23 protein-coding genes and 1 tRNA gene are annotated in these 21,897 nt (G+C 61.1%); 14 read left to right on the forward strand and 10 right to left on the reverse strand.

Annotation, left to right across the window (positions count from 1 at the left end; all coding sequences use genetic code 11):
* Window positions 1-3 precede the first annotated feature (3 nt).
* Window positions 4-798 (reverse strand): FadR/GntR family transcriptional regulator, encoded by a 795-nt coding sequence (locus ACIQWP_RS04235; RefSeq protein WP_402782801.1) that lies wholly within the window; start codon window positions 796-798, stop codon window positions 4-6.
* 342 nt (window positions 799-1,140) lie between these two features.
* Between ACIQWP_RS04235 and ACIQWP_RS04240 the strand changes: the two genes are divergently transcribed.
* The 5 genes from ACIQWP_RS04240 to ACIQWP_RS04260 all read left to right on the forward strand — a co-directional run bounded on the left by ACIQWP_RS04240 (window position 1,141) and on the right by ACIQWP_RS04260 (window position 7,397).
* The gene (locus ACIQWP_RS04240; RefSeq protein WP_402782803.1) at window positions 1,141-1,572 is read left to right on the forward strand and encodes an OsmC family protein; all 432 of its coding nucleotides are present in this window, start codon (window positions 1,141-1,143) and stop codon (window positions 1,570-1,572) included.
* Between the two features lie 117 nt (window positions 1,573-1,689).
* The gene (locus ACIQWP_RS04245; RefSeq protein ID WP_402782805.1) at window positions 1,690-2,169 is read left to right on the forward strand and encodes a hypothetical protein; all 480 of its coding nucleotides are present in this window, start codon (window positions 1,690-1,692) and stop codon (window positions 2,167-2,169) included.
* Between the two features lie 229 nt (window positions 2,170-2,398).
* Window positions 2,399-3,007 (forward strand): TetR family transcriptional regulator, encoded by a 609-nt coding sequence (locus tag ACIQWP_RS04250; protein WP_402784328.1) that lies wholly within the window; start codon window positions 2,399-2,401, stop codon window positions 3,005-3,007.
* A 61-nt stretch (window positions 3,008-3,068) separates the two neighbouring features.
* Complete coding sequence (locus tag ACIQWP_RS04255; protein WP_402782807.1) at window positions 3,069-4,220, forward strand: efflux RND transporter periplasmic adaptor subunit; 1,152 nt, start codon at window positions 3,069-3,071, stop codon at window positions 4,218-4,220.
* A gap of 21 nt (window positions 4,221-4,241) precedes the next feature.
* On the forward strand, window positions 4,242-7,397 hold the full coding sequence (locus ACIQWP_RS04260; RefSeq protein ID WP_402782809.1) for an efflux RND transporter permease subunit: 3,156 nt from the start codon (window positions 4,242-4,244) through the stop codon (window positions 7,395-7,397).
* Window positions 7,398-7,447: 50 nt separating this feature from the next.
* Here the strand turns inward: ACIQWP_RS04260 and ACIQWP_RS04265 are convergent, their stop codons facing one another.
* The 3 genes from ACIQWP_RS04265 to ACIQWP_RS04275 all read right to left on the reverse strand — a co-directional run bounded on the left by ACIQWP_RS04265 (window position 7,448) and on the right by ACIQWP_RS04275 (window position 9,801).
* A complete protein-coding gene (locus ACIQWP_RS04265) occupies window positions 7,448-8,191 on the reverse strand; it encodes a metallophosphoesterase (protein ID WP_402782811.1) in 744 nt (247 codons plus the stop codon).
* Between the two features lie 233 nt (window positions 8,192-8,424).
* On the reverse strand, window positions 8,425-8,901 hold the full coding sequence (locus ACIQWP_RS04270) for a VOC family protein (RefSeq protein WP_402782813.1): 477 nt from the start codon (window positions 8,899-8,901) through the stop codon (window positions 8,425-8,427).
* A 102-nt stretch (window positions 8,902-9,003) separates the two neighbouring features.
* The gene (locus ACIQWP_RS04275; RefSeq protein ID WP_402782815.1) at window positions 9,004-9,801 is read right to left on the reverse strand and encodes an SDR family oxidoreductase; all 798 of its coding nucleotides are present in this window, start codon (window positions 9,799-9,801) and stop codon (window positions 9,004-9,006) included.
* 60 nt (window positions 9,802-9,861) lie between these two features.
* On the opposite strand from ACIQWP_RS04275, the gene ACIQWP_RS04280 reads away from it, so the two are divergent.
* Complete coding sequence (locus tag ACIQWP_RS04280; RefSeq protein WP_402782817.1) at window positions 9,862-10,776, forward strand: LysR substrate-binding domain-containing protein; 915 nt, start codon at window positions 9,862-9,864, stop codon at window positions 10,774-10,776.
* A gap of 5 nt (window positions 10,777-10,781) precedes the next feature.
* On the opposite strand, the gene pdxA is transcribed toward ACIQWP_RS04280, so the two are convergent.
* Both pdxA and ACIQWP_RS04290 read right to left on the reverse strand, forming a co-directional pair.
* Window positions 10,782-11,798, reverse strand: coding sequence for a 4-hydroxythreonine-4-phosphate dehydrogenase PdxA (gene pdxA, locus ACIQWP_RS04285; protein WP_402782819.1), 1,017 nt, complete (start codon window positions 11,796-11,798; stop codon window positions 10,782-10,784).
* Entirely contained in the window at window positions 11,795-12,988 is a 1,194-nt protein-coding gene (locus ACIQWP_RS04290) for a four-carbon acid sugar kinase family protein (protein WP_402782822.1), read from the reverse strand. Before ACIQWP_RS04290 ends, pdxA begins: the two co-directional genes overlap by 4 nt.
* Window positions 12,989-13,230: 242 nt before the next feature.
* On the opposite strand from ACIQWP_RS04290, the gene ACIQWP_RS04295 reads away from it, so the two are divergent.
* Complete coding sequence (locus ACIQWP_RS04295; protein WP_004117911.1) at window positions 13,231-13,578, forward strand: hypothetical protein; 348 nt, start codon at window positions 13,231-13,233, stop codon at window positions 13,576-13,578.
* 24 nt (window positions 13,579-13,602) lie between these two features.
* Here the strand turns inward: ACIQWP_RS04295 and ACIQWP_RS04300 are convergent, their stop codons facing one another.
* Window positions 13,603-14,667, reverse strand: coding sequence for a D-alanine--D-alanine ligase family protein (locus ACIQWP_RS04300; RefSeq protein WP_402782824.1), 1,065 nt, complete (start codon window positions 14,665-14,667; stop codon window positions 13,603-13,605).
* 136 nt (window positions 14,668-14,803) lie between these two features.
* A complete protein-coding gene (locus ACIQWP_RS04305; protein WP_402782826.1) occupies window positions 14,804-15,601 on the reverse strand; it encodes a hypothetical protein in 798 nt (265 codons plus the stop codon).
* Between the two features lie 258 nt (window positions 15,602-15,859).
* On the opposite strand from ACIQWP_RS04305, the gene ACIQWP_RS04310 reads away from it, so the two are divergent.
* A complete protein-coding gene (locus ACIQWP_RS04310; RefSeq protein WP_402782828.1) occupies window positions 15,860-16,021 on the forward strand; it encodes an outer membrane protein in 162 nt (53 codons plus the stop codon).
* A 66-nt stretch (window positions 16,022-16,087) separates the two neighbouring features.
* Here the strand turns inward: ACIQWP_RS04310 and ACIQWP_RS04315 are convergent, their stop codons facing one another.
* Complete coding sequence (locus ACIQWP_RS04315) at window positions 16,088-16,777, reverse strand: hypothetical protein (protein ID WP_402782830.1); 690 nt, start codon at window positions 16,775-16,777, stop codon at window positions 16,088-16,090.
* Between the two features lie 103 nt (window positions 16,778-16,880).
* Window positions 16,881-16,955, reverse strand: a tRNA-Thr gene (locus tag ACIQWP_RS04320).
* A gap of 155 nt (window positions 16,956-17,110) precedes the next feature.
* On the opposite strand from ACIQWP_RS04320, the gene ACIQWP_RS04325 reads away from it, so the two are divergent.
* From ACIQWP_RS04325 to ACIQWP_RS04350, 6 genes are all read left to right on the forward strand, one after another.
* Window positions 17,111-17,395 carry a hypothetical protein gene (locus ACIQWP_RS04325; RefSeq protein WP_402782832.1) on the forward strand — a complete coding sequence of 95 codons (285 nt, stop codon included), beginning with the start codon at window positions 17,111-17,113 and terminating at the stop codon, window positions 17,393-17,395.
* Between the two features lie 145 nt (window positions 17,396-17,540).
* On the forward strand, window positions 17,541-18,833 hold the full coding sequence (gene murA, locus ACIQWP_RS04330) for a UDP-N-acetylglucosamine 1-carboxyvinyltransferase (RefSeq protein WP_402782834.1): 1,293 nt from the start codon (window positions 17,541-17,543) through the stop codon (window positions 18,831-18,833).
* Between the two features lie 198 nt (window positions 18,834-19,031).
* Window positions 19,032-19,475 carry a DUF2948 family protein gene (locus ACIQWP_RS04335; protein WP_402782836.1) on the forward strand — a complete coding sequence of 148 codons (444 nt, stop codon included), beginning with the start codon at window positions 19,032-19,034 and terminating at the stop codon, window positions 19,473-19,475.
* Between the two features lie 162 nt (window positions 19,476-19,637).
* Window positions 19,638-20,936, forward strand: a complete 1,299-nt coding sequence (gene hisD, locus ACIQWP_RS04340) for a histidinol dehydrogenase (RefSeq protein ID WP_402782838.1) — start codon at window positions 19,638-19,640, stop codon at window positions 20,934-20,936.
* A 3-nt stretch (window positions 20,937-20,939) separates the two neighbouring features.
* The gene (locus ACIQWP_RS04345) at window positions 20,940-21,413 is read left to right on the forward strand and encodes a UPF0262 family protein (protein ID WP_402782840.1); all 474 of its coding nucleotides are present in this window, start codon (window positions 20,940-20,942) and stop codon (window positions 21,411-21,413) included.
* Between the two features lie 5 nt (window positions 21,414-21,418).
* Window positions 21,419-21,886, forward strand: a complete 468-nt coding sequence (locus ACIQWP_RS04350) for a low molecular weight phosphatase family protein (RefSeq protein WP_402782842.1) — start codon at window positions 21,419-21,421, stop codon at window positions 21,884-21,886.
* Window positions 21,887-21,897 lie beyond the last annotated feature (11 nt).

Raw genomic sequence — 21,897 nt, forward strand, 5'->3', positions numbered from 1 at the left:
GCATCAGCGGCGCGGCGCCGCGGATTTTGAGGTATCGGACAATGGTCTTGCGCCATCGCGTGCGCGTCGTTCGACGGCGAGGTCGCGGGCGGCAAGATCGAGCATGCGGTGGGCGCAATCGCGCGCGGCGGCGCGGTCGCGCAGGCGCAGCGCTTCCACCAGCTCGCCGTGAACGGCGATTGCCTCGTCGCGGCTATGGGCGGCGACGTTGGAGGCGTGAAGCGCATATTTCAGGCCGGCATGCATGGCACTGGACAGGCGGCGAAACACCTGATTGTGGCTGGCACTGAGCAGCACCTTGTGAAAGGTCACATCGGCCTCGGTAAAGCCATCCGGATCGTCGCCGCTGTCGCGCATGCGCTGCCAGGCGTTCTCCAGATCGGCAATCTCCCGGGCCGTGGCGCGTTCCGCAGCATATTCGGCAGCAGCGGGCTCGATGGTGCGGCGTGCCTCCAGAATGGAGCCGAGAATGTCGAAATCGGCGATATGGGGACCCATCCATTCCAGCACATCCTGATCGAGGATGTTCCAGTCGTCCTTGTCGCAGACTGACGTGCCGATGCGCGGCTTGCCGCGCACGAGGCCCTTGGATTCGAGCACCTTGAGCGACTCGCGGATGACCGTGCGGCTGACGCCGTACATCTCGCAGAGGTCGTTTTCGCGCGGCAGGGTCGAGCCGGAGGGGTAGCGTTCGGTGCAGATGTCTCCGGCGATCGCCGCCGTCACATTCCTGCGCACGCGTGGGCGACGCTCGGGCCGGGCCGACGCGCCATGCTCCTGCCTTTGAAGCGAATCCACGCTTGTCCTCCACACCATCTAGCAGTTTCTGCGGAAACCTCATGCTGCGAAGGAGCTGCGCGCTGTCGCGCCGTCGCGTATCGCATTGAGACGAAGATACGCCAATCATCATACATTGGCAATGTTATTGTATGATGATTTGATCTGCCCGTTCTCCAACCCTTAGGGAACAATCCGCCAGCCCGAGCTTTTCGGACTCGACGTCGCTGCTGTTACCGCGGCGTCGTCTTCGACGGATAGAAGGACTATGGTGACGGAGCAGGCGGCCATGCCGCATGCCGTCGATCATCACGGGGAAAGCGGTTCCGCTCCCGAAGCTCATTCAACCACAAGGAGGACGACATGCAGATCAATCGCACAGGTTCGGCTCAATGGTCCGGCGGCTTGAAGGACGGCAAGGGCCAGATCTCGACGCAGAGCGGCGCGCTCAACAACTACCCTTACGGTTTCGCCAGCCGTTTCGAGGGCGTCCCCGGCACCAATCCGGAAGAGCTGATCGGCGCGGCGCATGCGGGTTGTTTCACGATGGCACTGTCGCTGATCCTCAATGAGGCCGGCTTTACCGCCGAAAGCATGGAGACGACGGCCAAGGTTACGCTTGAAAGCGTCGAAGGCGGCTTCGCCATCACTGCGATCCATCTGACGCTGACGGGCAACGTGCCCGGTGCCGACGAGGCGACGTTCACCGAACTTGCCAACAAGGCGAAGGCCGGCTGCCCTGTTTCCAAGGCGCTTGCCTCCGTTCCGATTTCGCTGGAAATTCACGCCGCCTGAGCCGGCCAATTCGACCTTTGCGCCGCGCTGGTTGGCGCGGCGCGTTTCGTATATATTCCGCATTCGGGCATTGGGCTGTCGTTTTCGCTAAAATGCAATGTCCAAGGGGAGGGGCGAATGTCTGGGATTCTTTTGATTCATGTCGTCATAAGCTTGATTGCCGTCATCAGTGGCATCGTCGTGGCCTACGGGTTTCTCACGGCCGACCGTCACGATCGATCGACGTTCGTCTATATGCTGACGACCGTTCTCACCAGCTTGACCGGTTTTCTGTTCCCGTTTCACGGTGTGACGCCGGCGATCATCGTCGGCATTCTCTGTCTTCTCATCTTCATTCCGACGGCACTGGCGCGATACAGGTTTCATCTCGCCGGCATCTGGCGATCCGTTTTCGTCGTCGGCGCCCTGGTGCTGCTTTTCTTCAACTGTCTGGTGCTGATCATCCAATCGTTCCAGAAGATACCGGCGCTGAATGCGCTGGCGCCGAACGGCAACGAACCGCCGATACTGGCGGCGCAGGTGGCGCTTTTGGTGGCGTGCCTGTTGGTCGGTTATTTCAGCGTTCGCCGTTTCCATCCGACGCTTTTGGGCGCCTGACCGCGCGCCGATCGGGCCTGCGACAAAATGCCGGACACTTTCAGCCCGTTCCGCAAGGAGCGTTGTTGATCGTTTAACTCTTGTTTCAAGTTGTTCGGCGCATCATCGGTTTATTCACTAGCATCTAAAAGCCGCCTAAGTTGTAGGTGGCTTCATTGACATCGGCGCTCTGATGGTTTACGAGTGACGAAAATTGAAAATCGTCACTCGTAAACCATCAGGCCTGCCTATGCTCGATCTTTCCGATGTCAGCGCCGATCCTGCCCGCCAGGAAAACATCGCTCGCATTCTCGATGCCGCCGAAAGGCTGTTTCGCCACTATGGATACAGCAAGACCAACGTGGCCGACATCGCGCGCGATCTCGGCATGTCGACGGCGAACATCTATCGCTTCTTCGGCTCCAAAATTGAAATTCATCAGGCTCTGTGCGGGCGCATGCTGACGCAGAGCTACGAGATGGCCCTCAATATCCGCAATCAGCCGATCAGCGCATCCGAGCGGCTGCGCACCTACCTGCTCGCCCAATACAAGATGACGCTGGAAACTATGCTCGATGAGCGGAAGGTCCATGAGATGGTGGTCATCGCCATCGAGCGGGACTGGCACGTCATCGAAAAACATATCGAGCGTATTCAGGATCTGGTCGCCGAGATCATCGCCGAAGGGATCGCTGCCGGCGAGTTCGTCGAGCAGGACCCGCATGTTGCGGCCAAGTGTTTCGCTGCGGCGACCGTCGATCTCTGCCATCCGCAGATGGTGGCGCAGTGCCTTGCCAAGACCTACCAGGCCGATCCCGAGGATCTCATCGCGTTCGTCATCAGGGCCTTGAAAAAATAGCAATCTGCGCACCGGATGGCCGGCGTGCTCTCACTCTTTTGTTCGACTTTAGGGGAGCGACATGGTTTCGCTGACGACCAATACTTTTCGGGCCATTGCCGGCGCGGCTCTCTTTGCCGCCCTGGGGCTTGGGCTTTCGGGCTGCAATGAGAAAAAGGAAGAGGCGGCGGAGGTGATCCGACCGGTCAAGATCGTCGAGATTGCTCAGGCCGACACGACGCGCAAGCTCGATTATTCCGGCTCGGTCAAGGCCAGGACCGACATGAACCTCGGCTTCCGCGTCAGCGGCAAGATCGTCGAGCGCAGGGTGGATGTCGGCCAGAAGGTCAAGCCCGGCGATGTGCTCGCCCGCATCGACTCCACCGACTACGTTCTGGCGGTGCGCCGCTCGCAGGCGGATCTGGATTCGGCCGAAAAGCAGGTGCAGACGACCGAGCTTGCCCGTGATCGTGCCCAGAAGCTCTTCGATAAGAATGTCGGGTCCAAATCGCAGCTCGAACAGGCTGAGCTTTCCTATGATCAGGCGTCCTCTACGCGGGATTCCGCTGTGTCGGCGCTCGCCGAGGCGAAGAACCAGGTCGCCTACAGCGATCTGACCTCGGACATGAACGGGATCGTGACAACAATCAATGCGGATGTCGGCCAGGTGGTCAGTTCCGGTACACCTGTCATCACCGTCGCCGTCGACGGCGAGAAGGAAGTGCTGATCGCTGTGCCGGAAATGGATATCGCGCAGTTCAAGGTCGGCAAGGATGTCAAGGCGCGCTTCTGGTCCGATGCGGCTCTGGTGCTGGATGGCAAGGTGCGGGAAGTCTCCGGCAGTGCCGACCAGTCGCGCACCTTTGCCGTGCGCGTCAGCCTGCCGAACGATCCGCGCGTGCTGCTCGGCATGACCGCGACGATCGAGGCGCTCGCCGACAACACGCAGCCTTATGTTTCCATTCCGCTGAGCGCCCTTGCGCAGAAGGACGGGCAGCAGATCGTCTGGCTCGTCGATCGCAATGCCGGCACCGTGCATTCCCGGGCAATCAAGGTCGCCGATTTCGCCGATGATGGCGTGCGCGTTGCCGATGGCCTGAAAACCGGCGACGTCGTGGTTGCGGCCGGTACGCAATTCATGACCGAGAACATGAAAGTCAAGCTTTCGGCTGACGCCACTCAACAGACGGCCGCCGATACTCATGCCGCTCCGGCGGCGGATATCGTGCGCTAACGGGATCGAGAGGGCGAAACCATGTCCATCAACAACACTTCCGGCGGGAAGCAGCGTTTCAACCTGTCGCGCTGGGCGATCGCCCATCCCAGTATCGCGCGCTTCCTGTTCGGCCTCATCATCATCGCCGGCGCGCTCGGCCTGACCCATATGGGCCAGAAGGAAGACCCTGACTTCACCTTCCGCGTCATGGTCGTGCAGACCGTCTGGCCCGGCGCCTCCCTGCAGGACATGGAAGACCAGGTGGTCAACAAGATCGAGCGCAAGCTGCAGGAAACGCCGCATCTCGACTGGGTCAAATCCTATACCCGCGCCGGTTTTGCCATCACGACGGTGCAGATCAAGGGCGACACCAACACCGCCGAGGTAAAGGACGCGTTCTACCAGATCCGCAAGAAGGTCGGCGATATCGGCAACGAGCTGCCTTCCGGCCTGCTCGGCCCTTATTTCAACGACGAATTCGGCGATACCTTCATCACCCTGCATTCGATCAGCGGCGACGGTTACACCTATCCGGAACTGAAGAAATTCGCCATCCAGGCGCGCGACATGCTGCTTTCGACGCCTGGCGTCGAAAAGGCCACCATCATTGGCGACCAGCCTGAGCAGATCTATATCGACGTTTCCTCGAAGGTGCTGGCCGAGCGCGGACTGACGCTCACCGACCTGAAGAACGCCGTCGTCGGGCAGAACAATGTCGATCCGGCTGGCACCGTCGATACCAGCACGCGCTCGGTGCGCATCTCCGTCGAGGGTGACGTCAATAAAATCGAGGACATCAAGAACCTGCGGCTGACGGCCGGCGGTCAGGTGACCCGCCTTGGCGATATCGCCACCGTCACCGCCGGGCTGCAAGATCCCTACACCGCCAAGTTCTTGTACAATGGCCACCCGAGCGTGCAGCTCGGCGTCGTCATGGCCAACGGTTACAAGGTGACCGATGTCGGCAAGTCCGTGGAGGATACCTACAAGCGCTTCGAGGCTTCGCTGCCGATCGGCGTTCAGGTCGATCAGATCTCCAATCAGCCCGACGTCGTGACCGATGCGATCAGCGAATTCATGCATGCGCTCGGCGAAGCCCTCGTCATCGTGCTGATCGTATCGTTCCTGTCGATCGGCTGGCGCTCCGGCCTGGTGATCGCCATCGCCATTCCGCTGGTGCTGGCTGCCACCTTTGCCATCATGTACGAGCTTGGCATCGACCTGCAGCGCATCTCGCTCGGCGCGCTTATCATCGCACTTGGCCTGCTGGTTGACGACGCCATGATCGTCGTCGAGCTCATGGAGCGGAAGCTGGAGGAGGGGCTGGTGAAGCTCGATGCCGCCAGCTTCGCCTATTCCTCGACTGCCTTCCCGATGCTGACGGGCACGCTGATTACGACCGCCGGCTTCATTCCCGTAGGATTTGCGGCATCGACGGCCGGCGAATATGTCCGCTCGCTCTTCTATGTCGTCGGCATCGCGCTCGTGGTCTCCTGGTTCGTGGCCGTCTATTTCACGCCCTGGCTTGGCTATATGATTCTCAGGCAGCGGCATCATGCCGGCGAGCATCATGATGTGTTCGACACGCGCTTCTATCGCCGCCTGCACTCCTCGGTCGCCTGGGCGGTGCGCCACCGCGTCATCGTGCTGGTTCTGACGCTTGCCGCCTTCGTCGGCAGTCTCTGGTCGTTCCAGTTCATTCCGCAGAACTTCTTCCCGCAGTCATCGCGTCCGGAAATCCTCGTGGACCTGTGGCTGCCAGAGGGTACGAGCATCAAGGAAGTCGAGCGCCAGGCCCAGGCCCTGGAAGCCCGCATGGCCGATGATCCGGACAAGCGCTTCATCGCCACCTATATCGGCCAGGGTGCGCCGCGCTTCTTTCTGCCCCTCGATCAGCAGCTCACCAACCCGAACTATGCCCAGATGCTGGTCATGGCCAAGGACGAGCCGGCCCGCGAACGTCTGATTGCCAAGATGCGCGGCATATTGGCGGCCGATTTCCCGTCCGTCCGCGGCAAGGTCGACCGCCTGTTCCTCGGCCCGCCCACAGGCTGGGCCGTGCAGATGCGCGTCATGGGTCCGGACCGGCAGGAGGTTCGCCATATCGCCGATCAGGTGAAGCAGCGTTTCGCCCAGAATCCGGTGCTCGGCGCCATCCATGACGACTGGCTCGAGCCGGTGCCGGCGATGAAGCTGGTGATCGATCAGGATCGCGCCCGTGCGCTCGGCGTCACCTCGCAGCGTATCCGCCAGATGCTGCAGGCCTCGATGTCCGGCGTCACCCTCGACAATTATCGCGAGGGTGAGGAAACCGTCGGGATCGTTGCCCGCGAGCCGGATGCAAGCCGCCATCTGCTGACCTCGGTCAACTCGGTCTACATTCCGACGGATAGCGGCGGCTTCGTCCCGCTGTCGCAGGTCGCCAAGATCGTGCCTGTCATGGAGCAGAGCATCGAATGGCGGCGCGACCGCCTGCCGACCATCACGGTCAGGGCGACCTTGCCTGATAATGTGCAGTCGAACGACGTGACCGCCAAGCTCTATAGTGACATGGCGGATCTCCGGAACAGTCTGCCTGCCGGCTACAAGATCGAGATCCAGGGCGGTGCCGAAGACAGCGCCGAAAGCCAGGCCTCGATCGCCGCCAAGGCGCCGATCATGCTCGTCATCATCGTCGTGCTCCTGATGGCGCAGCTGCAGCACTTCGGCAAGGCGATGCTGGTGCTGGCGACCGGCCCGCTCGGCATCATCGGCGCCGCCGCGGCCTTGCTCATCAGCGGCGCGCCCTTCGGCTTCGTCGCGATCCTCGGCGTCATCGCGCTGCTCGGCATCATCATCCGCAACTCGATCATCCTCGTCGATCAGATCGATCAGGATATCGCGGCGGGCATGGACCGGAAGGAAGCGATCATCGGCTCCGCCGTTCGTCGTTTCCGGCCGATCATGCTGACGGCGCTGACGGCGGTGCTGGCGCTGATCCCGATCTCGCGCGGCGTCTTCTGGGGTCCGCTCGCCTATGCCATGATGGGCGGCATCCTGGTGGCGACGATCCTGACCATCTTCGTGCTGCCTGCCGGCTATGCCTTGTTCTTCGGACGGGAGCCAAAGCACAAGTCGGCGGAGCCGTCGAGCGAGGATCAGGTCGATGACGACCAGAAGACCATCCAGCTGCCGCCGGCTGTGGCGGCGGAGTGAGCACTTGAAAAACAAACCCCGGCCAGAGGCCGGGGTTTTCATTTGGGCCGTCAGATCGATGACAGGATCGTCGGTCGGCCATCGACGATCTTGAGAACCGTCAGCGTTCCGCCCATGGAGACGGCCGTATCGATGCCGATGCGGCCTTGACCGAAAACGGGATGCGAGCTCGGCGTATGGCCGTGAATGACGAGCAGCGGCAATTGCGGACCCTCCGACAGGAACGGCTCGCGAATCCACATCAGATCCTCATCCGTCTGGTCGTTCAAGGCTATGCCCGGCCGGATGCCGGCGTGGACGAAGAGTATTGGGCCGAAGGTGACGGCGCCGGCGAGCGCGCGTAAAAGATCGATATGCGCCGGAGGCATCGCCTTGACCACGATGTCACGCAATTCGCCGATGCTATGGTCTTCCTCCACGAGGAGACGTCTTGCATCAACGCCATAGGAGGCAAGCGTCGGCAGGGCGCCGAATTCGAGCCAGTGACTGTTGGCATCGGGGTCGTCGAGAAAGCGCAGGAAGACATCGTCGTGATTGCCGCAAAGCGCATAGCGATCGAAGCCTGCGGGCGGCGGAGCGCTCAGATGCGCCAGCACGTCGCTCGAACACGGGCCACGATCGACATAATCGCCGAGATACATCAACAGCTTTCGGCCCGGGAGGTCGCGGGCATCCTCGGCGATGCGCCCTTCGGCCTCGACCATTTGATCGTGGCAGCCATGGATATCGCTCAGCGCATAGATTGCGGTATAATCGCGTCCGGTGAGATCGATGCGGTCTCTTTGTTTCTGCATGAAATCGGCCGTTCCCCGCCGAGTCTTGCCTGAATGGCCGCGGCGGTCCAATTGCTTGAAAAAATGTCGAGAAACCCGCTTTCGACGAGTCTGCGCGAAACGCTATTCCAAGCATTGGTCAACCGCAAGTCGCATGGGTGCCGATACGGCGCCGAGCTCATGAAATCGCGGGGAATTTCGGCATAGGTTTCGGGAGGTCGGGCCTTGGACAACCTCCCGAGTGGTCGCGAAGCTTAGCCGTGATAGGCCGCTTCGAGGCCGGCAATATCGAGTTTGACCATCCGCATAAGGGCCTGCATGACGCGGGCCGCCTTGGCCGGGTCGGGATCGGCGATGTATTTGCCGAGCACGGTCGGCACGACCTGCCAGGAGACGCCGTAACGATCCATCACCCAGCCGCATTCCACCGGCGCTCCCCCTCCGTCGATAAGGCCGTCCCAGAGGCGATCGACCTCGGCCTGATCGACGCAATCTATTTCCAGCGAGATCGCATGGTTGAACTCGATGCGGTTGCCGCCGTTCAGCGCCATGAAACGCTGGCCGGCGAGCGTGAAATTGACGACCAGAACTTCGTCGGGCTTGCCGGCGGGCGTCTCGACGATGTTCTTCTGCACGTGATCGATCCGGGAATCCGGGAAGAGCGAAACGTAGAAGTTCGCTGCTTCCTCCGCTTCTCGCGCAAACCACAGGCATGGGGCAATCTTGGACATTGGGCGCTCCTCTTTCGCGTTGCATGCCCGTAGGACGAAAGAGGAGCGGCAAGGCCGACAAGCTTGCGAAAATTCTTTCGAACCCATGCCGGCCAGTGGCGGCTAGACCAAGCGGCCGCCGCCATCGATGTGCAAGACCTCTCCGGTCACGAAGCGGTTCGCCATCAGGAAGAGCATCGCCTGGGCGATATCCTCCGGTCGGGCGATATTGCGGCTGGGCAGGGTAGATGCGGTCTGCTCGAGCGTCTGCCGCTTGGCGTCGCCCATCAGGCCATCGAGCAGCGGGGTGTCCACCCAGCCCGGAGAAACCACGTTGACGCGCATCGGCGACAATTCAAGGGCAAGAGCGCGGGCGGCGTTTTCAACCGCGGCGACAGATGCCGCCACGACCGCACCGATGGCGTGGGGACGGGAGGCGGACTGCCCGGAGGTCATGGTAATCGAGCTTGCGTTATGCAGAAGGGGAAGAGCGGCCTTGACGACGAGCAAAGGCCCGATCAGACGCTCACTCACGACCCGCAGGAGATCCGCCTCGGACTGATCTTTGAGCAGCTGCAGCTGCAGCGTTCCAGCCGTGATCACCAGATGATCGATTCTTTCGATCGCTGCAAATATCGTCGGCTGCGGGGCGGCTACATCCGCGACGATCTGAACCGCGCCGCCGATCGCTTCGGCTGCTTCCCGAAGGCGTTGCGGATTGCGGGATATCAGAAAGAGATTCGCGCCGGCATTCTTGGCTTGCCTGGCGGTCGCCAAGCCGATGCCCGAAGAGCCGCCGATAATGACGATATTTTGACCCTGGAACGTCTGAGCCTGTGTATCACTCGTTTGAATGGTGCTGGTCTGCAAGGCTGGTTCTCCGATTGGATAGTGGACGGTCTCAAATTCGTCGATCGCCATATGCTTTAGAAGAGTGCAAGTAGCGATATTATTTATCGTAAAAGTCGATAGACTATGGCCATGGATATGCTTTCCGCCATGCGCATCTTCACCCGTGTCGTCGAACGAGGCAGTCTTTCGGCCGCCGCGCGCGATCTCGGTCTCGGGCAACCCACCGTCAGCGAGCGTGTCGAGAAGCTGGAAAAGCATCTGGGCGCGCGGCTCCTCTACCGGACGACGCGCTCGGTGCGGGCGACCGACGCCGGAGCGCGCTTCTACGACTATGCCAAGCGCGCCATTGAAGCCGCCGAGGAGGCGGAGGCCTCCGTCGTCTCGGCTGAGACGTCGCTGACCGGAACGTTTCGGATCGCGGCGCCGCATGGGCTTGGCGAAGTGACCTTGCCGAGGCTGCTCATTGAATTCCAGACACTGCATCCGGCTCTGGCGATCGATGTGACCTTGAATGATCGCTTCGTCGATCCGATGACCGAAGGTGTGGATCTCTCCATCCGTATCGGTGGAATCGGCAGCGGCAATTTCATCGCGCGCCGGCTTGGGACGATCCGGCGGCTCCTGCTGGCCGCTCCGGGCTATATCGAGCGGCAAGGATTGCCGCGCGAACCGGCGGAGCTTGCGGCACACCCATTCATCCGTTTATCCGGCTTCGCAGCGGATGAGCGGTTGCATCTGAGGAGCCCTGACGGTGCGCCGGTGGAGGTGCCCATCCGCACCGCATGGCGCGTCAATCACTGGAGGCCGCTGATGGAGGCGGTGCTGGCGGAAAGGGGAATAGGCATATTGTTCGCAGCCGTCTGCAGCCGGGAGATCGCTGAAGGGAGATTGGTTCCCATTCTGCCCTCCTACGAGTACAGGTGCATGGAGGTCCATGCTATCTATCCTCCCGGACTTCGCACGGCGGCCAGGACGAAAGCCTTTCTTGCGCTGCTCGCCGAGCGCACCGATCAGCTCTTCGGCGAGACACCGATGGCCCCTTAACGCTCTTAGCGTTCCCCCGCGAGCCTTTCCGCAAATTCGATCGCTTCGATCAGGCTGCGCTCATTGGCGATGCCCTTGCCGGCGATGTCGAAGGCGGTGCCGTGGTCGACGGAGGTGCGCACGATCGGCAGGCCGAGGGTGATGTTGACGCCGGAAAGATCCATCCATTTGCCGGTTGCCGGGTCGATGTCGAACCCAAGCAACTTCACAGGGATATGCCCCTGATCGTGGTACATGGCGACAACGGCATCGTATTGGCCGGCGCGCAGCTTGACGAAGACGGTGTCGCCGGGAACGGGGCCGACGATATCGAGGCCGTCGGACACCGCCTTGGCGATGGTGGGTGCCGAGATATCGATATCCTGCCGGCCGAAGAGGCCGCCTTCGCCGGCATGCGGATTGAGCGCCGCCACCGCGATCTTCGGATTGGCGATGCCGAGATTCCTGAGCGCCTTGTGAGTGAGGTCGATGACAAGCCGCAGCCGCTCCGGCGTCAGGCGCTTCGGCACATCCTCGAGCGCGACATGGGTGGTGACGTGGCTGACGCGCATGTTGCCGTGAGCGAGCATCATCACCGAGCCGCGCGCGCCTGTAAGTTCGGCTAGAAGCTCGGTATGGCCGGCATAATGGAAGCCGGCCTTGTTCAGCGCTTCCTTGTTGAGCGGCGCGGTGACGATGCCGCCGACCTTGCCAGCCATGGCGAGCTGGACACCCTTCTCGATCGCCTTGAACGCCATGCGGCCACCGTCTGCGGAAAGTTGGCCGGGCAGGATCGGCTCTCCCTCGGCATCGGCCTGGATGAAGCAGAGACTTGGCCAGTCGCCATCCATTCGTGCCTCGGGAATTTCGCTATCGAAGCCAAGCTGCTGTTCCGCGCGCCGCAGGGCATGGCCGCTGCCGATAATCGTTAGCCTAAGCTTACCTTCTTTCGTCTGGTCTTTCAGCCGTGTTGCAGCCTTGACGATGATTTCCGGGCCGATGCCGGCGGGGTCGCCCATGGTGATTGCCAGGTGCCGCGTCATGGTTCTTCTCCTCCGGCGATCAGCGCGTTTTCACTTAAGAGATCGCGCCACAGCGTCGGGCCTCCGAACGCGCCTGATTTGGAGATGACCGTGGTGCCTTGCCAGGGACCGCCGACGATTGTCGAACGGGGTAGGCCCGGTGCTGCCTGGCCGGTGATGCTGAGGGCTGTCACATCGAGCGCCGAGCAGAGATTGCGCAGGGTCTCGCCGCCGGCAACGATCAATGTGCCGGGAGCCGGCAATGCCTTTGCCATGCCGCCAAAGGTCGCCGCGATCCGCCTTGCCGCATCATCGCGCGCAAGCCCTTCCGGCAGATCGAGGCTGACCATGGCGACGCCGCTTTGCTGGATCTGTCGATCGACGGCAGTGGCGTCCGCGCCTTCCGCAAGCTTCAGCCAGTTGGGGCCGCAGGCCTGGAGCTGCGCGAGCGTGATCGGCTGGTCCGAGCCGAACAGGCCGAGCACCGGCCTTTGCAGCCTGCGCGAGATGGGGACTGATGGTGCGGGGTGTTTATCTGTGTTTCTTTCGGCGCGGGGCAGATAATGCGTTGCCAGCTCGATATTGCGCGCCAAGGCGCGGGCGAGGCCGCCGGTGCCGCTCCACAGGACCGGTCCGTCCAGCTGCGATGACACCCATGCGATGATGGCGTCCAGATCGTCGTCGGAATGGGCATCGAAAACGTGGATGCCGCCAGGAATGGGCCGATCTCTAACGCCATCGACAGTCTGGTCGAGCGTCGTGTTGAAGGTTGGCATCCCCTCGGCTTTCAGATGCGCGGCCAGATCGCCGCTGATATCGCGCCAGGCGTCCTTGCCGGCATAAAGCACCTGCCGTCCGCCTCTTGTATGCCGCCCATGATGCGGGAAAGCCGGCGCGAGAATGCAATGCCGCCAGTGGCGGAGCCGGAAGCAGGCCGCAAGCTCCACCGCCCAGGGCCCGCGAAACAGGCTGTCCACCTTCTTGAAGGCAAGATCGGCGCCCTCCAAAAGCGGCGCGATGCCGCCGACGATCGCTTCGGCTTCGGCCGCCGTTTTCTCGCGGGTGCCGCTATCGATCGCGAGGCAATCCGGCAGGTTGTTAGAAAGCGCGTCGCTGCGCTCCACGTCGATCGGTCCGTAGACGCCGACAAATTCGACTGCGGTATCGAGCGCGCCTGTCAAATCGTCAGCAATGAGGCGGAGGGTGGGCATAAGCTTCTGGAGCCTTCGCGGCCTTGCGGGTAACGGATATGTACATGAAAGCCAAGGCCTTACGGTTGCTTTGGCGAAGCGCAATCTTCAGCCTTCCACGAGGCTTGTCAACGGGTTGCTTTGTCACCGTTCCATTGATCGCGGCTGCGACCTCTGCCCGCGTTTACTCACTGGCGTCTATGCGGCTATGCTTGTATCTGAACGATGCGGCCGGTTGCTTCGGCCGCTTCAAGGAGGGCAGGGTGAGTTACGATTTCCATGTGGGCCAGAAGGTCGTCTGCATCGACGACAAGTTCAAGCATGTCAGCATCGATCAGCTGATCCGCAAGGGAACGATCTACACCATCCGCTGGGTCGGCGAATACACGCATTATGTCGACGGCACCTTCATCGGCGTCAAGCTGGAGGAGATCCATCGCGGCAATGACGACGGGCCGGAGGGCTATGGCGCCGCCGACATGCCCTATCGCGCCAGCCGCTTCCGCCCGCTGGTGAAGGACAAGATCGCCTCGCTCAGAAAGCTGCTGGCGCCGACGCCGGATGCGCCCGTCGAGCCGAAGGTCAAGACCAAGAAGACGGAAAAGGTCTGACGGCAGACGGACGAGCGGCATCGGTTAGCCCTGCCGTGCCCGCGCCAGCCCGTGCTCGATCAGGCGGCTGACGAGTTCCGGATAGGAAATGCCCGAGGCGCCCATGGCCTTGGGATACATGCTGATATTGGTGAAGCCGGGCATGGTGTTGATCTCGTTGATGACGACGGTCTGATCCGGCGCCAAGAAGAAATCGACGCGCGCCAGCCCCTCGCATCCGAGCGCGCGAAAGCCATCGGCCGCCATGCGCCTCAGCACCTCCGCCGTCCCGGCCGGAATATCCGCCGGCACGGTGACGACTGCGCCGTTCTGGTCGAGATATTTCGCCTCGTAGGAGTAGAAGCCGTGGCTCGCGGCCGTGGCGATCTCGCCCGGCACGGAGACGAAGAGCGTGCCGTCAGGCTCTTCCAGCACGGCGCACTCGATCTCGCGGGCGCGCACGAATTCCTCCACCAGCACCTTGCGGTCATGCCGGAATGCTTCGGCAAGTGCTATCTCGAACGCCGTGGCATCCTGCACCTTGCTGACCCCGACCGAGGAGCCCTGGCGCGTGGGCTTGACGAAGACGGGCGAGCCGAGCGCGCTCACGATCTCATCGAAATCAGGCTTGTCGCCGCGCGTGAGCGTGACGGAGCGGGCCACCGGCAGGCCGGCCTCGCGCAGCAGGCGTTTTGCCATGTCCTTGTCGATCGCGTTGGCCGAGCCCAGAATGCCGCAGCCGACGAGGGGCAGGCCGACGATCTGGGCAAGGCCCTGAATGGAGCCATCCTCGCCGTTCAGCCCATGCAGCACCGGAAACAGCACATCGATCGCCGGCAGCGCGCGGGCGCTTGAGCCTTCCAGCGCCAGCAGCCGGCCCTTGCCGCCCGGCACGAGGCAGACCTCCGTGCCCTCATAGGCAATCGGCTCCGGCAGCACGCCGCCCTTTTCCTCCACCAGCAGCCAGCGCCCGCCGCGATCGATCAGGATCGGCACGATTTCATATCGCCCGCCATCGATCGCCCTGACGACATTGCGGGCCGACATGACGGAAACCTCATGCTCGCTGGACTGACCGCCAAACAGAACGGCGACGCGTAGTTTCGACATTGAGGCTTTTCTCCCGGGCCAGGATGGATGTGATGGAGAAGGGGTTATACGGGGGATTGCAGCGGAATTGGGGAGGGTTTAGTGGGGCTGAGCGTTCGAGAATTTAGTCCGAACCTCGACTACCGAGCGAAAAATGTCAGCTTGAAGGCGGCGGACTTGCCAGTATCAGGCGGGTCTCCTCTTTAATGGTATCAATGGCATTATGGACTTCGCGACTCATGTCTTTTAGCGTCGCAATCACGCTCTTTCCTTGTACCTGCTCGATGGCGTCGAAGAGAACGTCGAAGGAAATAGAGATACTAAAGTTTGCCTGCGATCCGATCCCCAGCCGCATATACTCAGTTTCCTGTTTCTTGGCATCCCATCGATTATATCCGATTTGGCTTGGTCCATTAATCGAGCCGCTAATCGACATTGAATAACTCGTAGAAGCGGCGACGACAGGGACAATGAGTCTGTGCGTGTTGGGATTCCTTAGCCTGTTTAAAGCGTAGAGCTGATCATTTCCCCCCTTGTGCGGCTTTATGGCTTCAAGCACAGGCCTAATTTCCGGCGCGTTGCCCTTAAGGCGCTTTCCATTTACCTCTCTGGACACGGCTGCGGCATCAACACCAAACGGAAATCCCGTTTCACCCGGGTCCTGCTTTCCGGTCAGCAAGCGCGTGCTTGCGTAAACTGCGTGATCGAGTGCGTCCCTCAAGTTACTTGCGGCGTCCTTCGTCAGATTTGCCAGCCGATTGGGCAATTTTGCAATCAATTTTACTTTGTAAATTTCTTGGCCGGTCGCTGTATCGATTTCCTTAATATTTTCAAATGGATTAGAATTGTAAAATCCTATTATTTTACTTTCCAGCTCGGCAATTTGTTCATTTGCCCATTCTATCGAAGAAAAAGCGCTCTCAAATGCTTCGTCTATGTTCTCTTGGCTGATCATTTTGCCTCCTCAGAAGACCGCTATATCATGAGTTGCACTCCATGGCTTTCTTGGTCAACCCCACGTACGGTCGCTGCCGAACACGTTGCTTCAGCCACAGTTCGCTTGACGCGGCTCAAGTCAGGATCTGGCAATGCCCGCTGGAGGCTCTTCGCCTTCGACAACTGCCCGTGTTGTAGCCGCCGTCAACACCACGGCTTTCGTGGTTGGGGTTTGCACCATGAGGGTTGCGGATCTGCTGCTTGAAGCGATGTTGCGGTGGTTGAAGGGTGGAGGAACGGCGCTGGCGTCGACTACGCCTTCACCAACAACATCTTTTCTCGCGCCGGATACCGCTTCAACAGCTACGGCGACAAGGACATCGTCGGCGTCAAGGCTAATCGCGACCAGCATGTCGTCGGTGTCGGTGTGAAGTTCTAAGATTTAGGTTTGTTGTGATCTGGGGAGCCCGCCGGCATTTGCTGGCGGTTTTGCATTGAAAATAACCTAACCGTCGCCAACGGGGTCACGATCTTGATCCCTACCCATCATCTCATTAGCTTCAATAATGAAGATTTCGGAGGCGGCTTTACAGTCGGTAGCGTATTTTCTGCTCATACCGCAAATTACGACGATCAGAGTTCGAGCCTCTTCCGAAAGAAGAGGGTCGTCAGTTGATATTGTCATATCGGTGAAAAGTTTGATGTGATGCCTAAGCTGCTCGGCGTTATGCTGATCTGGAAATTCGATTTCTTCTTCAAATTTATCGAAAGTGCCGTCTGTTAGCAGAGCATTGATAGCACTCATACGCTGAATAGCTTGCCTTCTAGTGGGCGGCCTAATAGCGAAATCGGGGATGCGTTTGTCCAAGATGGTCAAAAACGCATTAGCGTGCATATCAAGCAGGTCAGACCGATTCTTTGCCTTCTTGCTAAGAGCATAATTTCTACGCAATTGGATCTTGGCGTTGTTTTCATTTGCTTTTACTGCAGCGTTAACCTGACGACTCAGGTAGGTGATTGTCGGAATCGCTGCGAGTATCGCTAGCCATCCACCGGTTGCAGAAACCCAACTCCTCAGACATTGTCCTTCAGCAGTGCCGCAAAATGTGGGCTCGCCCCAAAGCATCCTTGAAAAGAAGAATGTGAGTGCGGCAATACACAATAACCAGCCGTAGCGATCCCAAAGATATCTCATGTCCCGCGCGCCAAGCCCATCACAATGAGAACAGTAGAGTCGAAATTATAGCATAGGGAGTTTGCGACAATTCAACTTAGAAGAAGGCATATATCTGAAAAACTGGTGCTGCTAGAGAGATTTGAACTCTCGGCCTCTCCCTTACCAAGGGAGTGCTCTACCCCTGAGCTATAGCAGCATTCCGTGGCGCGGTGTGGTGCGCCGTATTGGGCGAGGCGGCTATTGCCATAGGTGGAGGCCGAGTGCAAGCCGCAAATTGCAAGTTCTGTGAAAGATCGTTGGAAAAAATGTGTCGGTCTTTTGAAGGCGGGCGTTTTCGGCTATGGGGAAATCATGGCTGCGGACAAGACGAAAATCGATGAAGGGCAGGCTTTGCAGGGCGGTTCTGCTCCAAGCGGGGTCAGTGACAAGGCGGGCGAGCCCGTGGGCGGCCGGCAGGTGACGGAAGCGGACCGGCGGCGGGAGCGGGCGGCGCAGAAGCTGCGCGAGAACCTGTCGCGGCGCAAGCAGCAGGTGCGGGCGCGGCGCGCCGGCCAGGCTGACGAGACGGATGGTTTGCCGGCTGCAAAGGCTGGGGATAGCGCGGATGCCGCCGCAAAAAGGGACGAATCGCAATGATTCATGTCGCCCATCATCAAACGAATTGATGCGTTAATCTATTTCGTCTAAACAGCGCCTTTTACCAGGTGCACGAACCCTGGCGCCGGTAACTTCGAGGCGCCCGGAACTATCAGGAAAGGCGGGCCTCGCCCGTATTGCTTATATGGATCGTATCAGGATTGTCGGCGGCAATGAGCTTAACGGTATCATTCCGATCTCCGGCGCCAAGAATGCCGCCCTGCCGCTGATGATCGCCTCGCTTTTGACCAGCGATACGCTGACGCTTGAAAACGTGCCGCATCTGGCCGATGTCGAGCTGCTGATGCGCATCCTCGGCAATCACGGCGTCGATGTCGCCGTCAACGGCCGGCGCGAGCGCCAGGAAGACGCCTATTCCCGCACCATCCATTTCACCTGCCGCACCATCGTCGATACGACCGCGCCCTACGAGCTCGTCGCCAAGATGCGCGCCAGCTTCTGGGTCATCGGGCCGTTGCTTGCCCGCGAAGGCCAGGCGCGCGTGTCGCTGCCGGGCGGCTGCGCCATCGGCACGCGTCCGGTCGATCTCTTCATCGAGGGCCTGCAGGCGCTCGGCGCCACCATGGAAATCGACGCCGGCTATATCAATGCCACCGCGCCGAAGGGCGGCCTCATCGGCGCCCGCTACGACTTCCCGAAGGTTTCCGTCGGCGCGACGCATGTGATGATGATGGCCGCGACGCTCGCCCGCGGCACGACCGTCATCGGCAATGCGGCCCGCGAGCCAGAGATCGTCGATCTCGCCAATTGCCTGATCGCCATGGGCGCCAAGATTTCCGGCGCCGGCACCAGCACGATCACCATCGAGGGCGTCGCCTCGCTCTCCGGCGCCCGCCATCGCGTGCTGCCCGACCGCATCGAGACCGGCACCTATGCCATGGCCGTTGCCATGGCCGGCGGCGACGTCACGCTTGAGAATACCGACATGGCATTGCTCGACACGGCGTTCGAGAGCCTGCGCCGCGCCGGCGCCACGGTTTCGCCGACCAATAACGGCATCCGCGTCATGCGCAATGGCGGCGGCATCCAGCCGGTCGACGTTGTCACCGATCCGTTCCCCGGCTTCCCGACCGACCTGCAGGCGCAGTTCATGGCGCTGATGACGCGCTCGTCCGGCGTCTCGCACATCACCGAGACCATCTTCGAAAACCGCTTCATGCATGTGCAGGAGCTGGCCCGCCTCGGCGCGAAGATCTCTCTGTCAGGCCAGACGGCCCGCGTCGAAGGCGTGCAGAAGCTGAAGGGCGCGCCCGTGATGGCGACCGACCTTCGCGCTTCCGTCTCGCTCGTCATCGCCGGCCTTGCCGCCGAAGGCGAGACGCTGGTGTCGCGCATCTATCACCTCGATCGCGGCTTCGAGCGGCTGGAAGACAAGCTGACGCGCTGCGGCGCCGTCGTTGAGCGCATCAGCGACTAAGGTCGATCCCTATCGCAAAACCGCGACACGGTCTTGCGCGATAGGCCGCAATTCCGCCTGATGGCGCCAAGAGAGCGGGCAAGCCCGCTTTCTTCGGTTGCGTCTTTTGCGCTCGCATCCTATGTCCAGAATATGGAAACCCCGGCAAATAGTGTTGACCGGGGCGTTTGACTGGCGCGATCGGGGATTGAAGGACGAATGAGCGATCTCAAGCTAATGGCACTCGACACCGAGGACCTGGATGTGATGTCTGCCTATATGCAGGATAGCGTCTTCAAGGTCGGCGACATGTCCTATGCCCCGAAGCAAGAGCAATTTTCCCTGGCGGCCAATCGTTTCGTATGGGAGCAATCCGATCAGCGCCGCAAGCCTTACGAACGCCATCGTTCCGCGCTGGTGTTCAAGCGCGTCAAGGCGGTGCGCTCCAACGGCATCGACCGGCGCAACCGCGACGAGGTACTGTCACTGCTCGCCATCCGTTTCGACCAGCGGGGCGAAGGGCCCGACGGCACGATCGAGCTGGCCCTTGCCGGCAAGGCAACCATTGAACTCGATGTCGAATGCGTCGAGGCGCAGCTTGCCGATATCGGCGGCGCGTGGGAAACCGCACATAAGCCCCGGCATCCGGATGCAGGCGACTGAAGCATGTCGCGCAAAAGTGTGCAGCGGTTTTGCGACAACGACATGTGCGAGGTCAAAAACCTAAAGCGTCAGAAGCGAATCTGAAAGATCGCGGCGCGCTTTAGGCTGGGAACGGTTGGATACGGTCGCTGAAGGCGGCCTCGACGGAAGGGAATATCAGCATTGGCTATCTGGCTGGATCAGGCGTCGGAAGGGTTCGAGCAGCAGTTCGCCGCGTTCCTGACGACGAAGCGGGAAGTGTCCGAGGACGTGAACGTCGTGGTGCGCGGCATCATCGACGATGTGCGGGCACGCGGCGATGCCGCCCTTGCGGACTATTCCAAAAAGTTCGACGGCATTGATTTCGCCGTGACGCCGATGCGCGTCAGCGAGGCCGAAATCGATGCGGCGATCGAGGCCGTTCCGGCCGAAGTGCTGGGCGCGCTGAAGGTCGCCGCCACCCGCATCGAATCGCATCACCGCCGGCAGTTGCCGAAGGACGATATCTATGAGGACGATCTCGGCGTCGGCCTGGGATCTCGCTGGACGGCGATCGAAGCCGTCGGCCTTTATGTGCCGGGCGGCACGGCGAGCTATCCGAGCTCGGTGCTGATGAATGCCGTGCCGGCCAAGGTCGCCGGCGTCGACCGCATCGTCATCGTCGTGCCGGCCACGGGCGGCACTGTCAATCCGGCGGTGCTGGCCGCGGCCCGCATGGCCGGCGTCGAGGAGATCTACCGTGTTGGCGGCGCGCAGGCGATCGCGGCGCTCGCCTATGGCACCGAGACGATTGAGCCAGTCTACAAGATCACCGGCCCAGGCAATGCCTATGTGGCTGCGGCCAAGCGCCATGTCTTCGGCACCGTCGGCATCGATATGATCGCCGGCCCGTCGGAAGTGCTCGTCATCGCCGACAAGAACAACGATCCGGACTGGATCGCCGCCGATCTCTTGGCGCAGGCCGAGCATGACGAAAGCGCGCAATCGATCCTGATTACCGACGACGCAGAATTTGGTAGGGCCGTGGAAGCGGCCGTCGAGCGGCAACTGAAGCAGCTCAGCCGCTCGCTGACGGCGGCGGCGAGCTGGCGGGATTTCGGCGCGGTCATCCTGGTTTCGGACTTGAAGAAGGCCATTCCGCTTGCCAACCGCATCGCGGCGGAGCACCTGGAGCTTGCGGTCGACGATCCCGAGCCGCTGTTATCAGGCGTCCGTAACGCCGGCGCGATCTTTGTCGGCCGTCATACGCCTGAGGTGATCGGTGATTATGTCGGCGGCTCGAACCATGTGTTGCCGACGGCGCGTTCGGCGCGCTTCTCTTCCGGACTTTCCGTGCTCGATTTCGTCAAGCGCACCTCGATCCTGCGGCTCGGGCCGGATCAGCTTCGCGCACTCGGGCCGGCGGCGATCGCGCTTGCCGATTCCGAAGGGCTGGATGCACATGCGCGATCGGTTGCGATCCGCCTCAATCTCGAGGGGTAAGGCATGGCCAAGGGCGTCTTCCGGCTGAGCGATGTGGTCCTCGACGACACGATCGGCCGCTCGACGCCCGATGTCGAGCATGAGCGCGCCGTCGCGATCTTCGACCTGATCGAGGAAAACAGCTTTATGCCCGCGGGGCATCAGGGCGGGCCTTATCTGCTCAACCTGTCGCTGGTCGATCAGAAGCTGGTCTTCGACATCCGCTTGGAAGATGGCGGCGTGGTCGCCACTCATATTCTCTCGCTGACGCCGTTTCGCCGGATCGTGAAGGATTACTTCATGATCTGCGAGAGCTATTACGAGGCGATCCGCTCGGCCACGCCCAGCCGTATCGAGGCGATCGACATGGGCCGGCGCGGCATTCACAACGAAGGCTCCCAGACGCTGATGGACCGGTTGAACGGCAAGATCAGCGTGGATTTCGACACGGCGCGCCGGCTCTTCACGCTCGTCTGCGTGCTCTACTGGCGCGGGTGACCGCCATGCAAGAGCCGCAGGCCATCGAGCACAACGGCAAATCCCCCGGCGCCATCCTCTTCATGTGCGGCCTGAACGCCATCCGTTCGCCCATGGCAGAAGCCATGGCGCGCAGCATGCTGCCGCAGGGCACCTATATCGCGTCTGCGGGCGTGCGGGCCGGCGAGCGCAACCCTTTCGTGGATGTCGTGCTTGGTGAAATCGGACTTTCGCTCGGCCGCCGGCAGCCGCAGACGCTGGAGGAGCTGGAGGATGACTTCTTCGATATCATCATTACGCTGTCTCCCGAGGCGCATCATGCCGCGCTGGAATTGACGCGGGCGAACGCCATCGACGTCATCTATTGGCCGACGATGGACCCGTCCGCGACGGACGGAACGCGCGAGCAGGTTCTCGATGCCTATCGCGGCGTGCGGGACTATCTTCTCGGCCTGATCGAGAGCAGGCTGGTGGAACATCGCGGCTCGCTTTAGAGCTGCGAATG

The sequence above is a fragment of the Rhizobium sp. NPDC090279 genome, assembly GCF_044769665.1.
GTDB lineage: Bacteria > Pseudomonadota > Alphaproteobacteria > Rhizobiales > Rhizobiaceae > Rhizobium.

What these genes read in the sequence shown, in the direction of transcription:
- pdxA (WP_402782819.1), bottom strand. Translation starts at nt 11,798, where the DNA reads ATGACGCGGCACCTGGCAATCACCATGGGCGACCCCGCCGGCATCGGC.
- ACIQWP_RS04315 (WP_402782830.1), bottom strand. Translation starts at nt 16,777, where the DNA reads ATGAGATATCTTTGGGATCGCTACGGCTGGTTATTGTGTATTGCCGCA.
- ACIQWP_RS04265 (WP_402782811.1), bottom strand. Translation starts at nt 8,191, where the DNA reads ATGCAGAAACAAAGAGACCGCATCGATCTCACCGGACGCGATTATACC.
- ACIQWP_RS04305 (WP_402782826.1), bottom strand. Translation starts at nt 15,601, where the DNA reads ATGATCAGCCAAGAGAACATAGACGAAGCATTTGAGAGCGCTTTTTCT.
- ACIQWP_RS04280 (WP_402782817.1), top strand. Translation starts at nt 9,862, where the DNA reads ATGGATATGCTTTCCGCCATGCGCATCTTCACCCGTGTCGTCGAACGA.
- ACIQWP_RS04290 (WP_402782822.1), bottom strand. Translation starts at nt 12,988, where the DNA reads ATGCCCACCCTCCGCCTCATTGCTGACGATTTGACAGGCGCGCTCGAT.
- ACIQWP_RS04255 (WP_402782807.1), top strand. Translation starts at nt 3,069, where the DNA reads ATGGTTTCGCTGACGACCAATACTTTTCGGGCCATTGCCGGCGCGGCT.
- ACIQWP_RS04300 (WP_402782824.1), bottom strand. Translation starts at nt 14,667, where the DNA reads ATGTCGAAACTACGCGTCGCCGTTCTGTTTGGCGGTCAGTCCAGCGAG.
- ACIQWP_RS04335 (WP_402782836.1), top strand. Translation starts at nt 19,032, where the DNA reads ATGAGCGATCTCAAGCTAATGGCACTCGACACCGAGGACCTGGATGTG.
- ACIQWP_RS04250 (WP_402784328.1), top strand. Translation starts at nt 2,399, where the DNA reads ATGCTCGATCTTTCCGATGTCAGCGCCGATCCTGCCCGCCAGGAAAAC.
- ACIQWP_RS04275 (WP_402782815.1), bottom strand. Translation starts at nt 9,801, where the DNA reads ATGGCGATCGACGAATTTGAGACCGTCCACTATCCAATCGGAGAACCA.
- ACIQWP_RS04325 (WP_402782832.1), top strand. Translation starts at nt 17,111, where the DNA reads ATGGCTGCGGACAAGACGAAAATCGATGAAGGGCAGGCTTTGCAGGGC.
- ACIQWP_RS04260 (WP_402782809.1), top strand. Translation starts at nt 4,242, where the DNA reads ATGTCCATCAACAACACTTCCGGCGGGAAGCAGCGTTTCAACCTGTCG.
- ACIQWP_RS04245 (WP_402782805.1), top strand. Translation starts at nt 1,690, where the DNA reads ATGTCTGGGATTCTTTTGATTCATGTCGTCATAAGCTTGATTGCCGTC.
- ACIQWP_RS04350 (WP_402782842.1), top strand. Translation starts at nt 21,419, where the DNA reads ATGCAAGAGCCGCAGGCCATCGAGCACAACGGCAAATCCCCCGGCGCC.
- murA (WP_402782834.1), top strand. Translation starts at nt 17,541, where the DNA reads ATGGATCGTATCAGGATTGTCGGCGGCAATGAGCTTAACGGTATCATT.
- ACIQWP_RS04345 (WP_402782840.1), top strand. Translation starts at nt 20,940, where the DNA reads ATGGCCAAGGGCGTCTTCCGGCTGAGCGATGTGGTCCTCGACGACACG.
- ACIQWP_RS04240 (WP_402782803.1), top strand. Translation starts at nt 1,141, where the DNA reads ATGCAGATCAATCGCACAGGTTCGGCTCAATGGTCCGGCGGCTTGAAG.
- ACIQWP_RS04270 (WP_402782813.1), bottom strand. Translation starts at nt 8,901, where the DNA reads ATGTCCAAGATTGCCCCATGCCTGTGGTTTGCGCGAGAAGCGGAGGAA.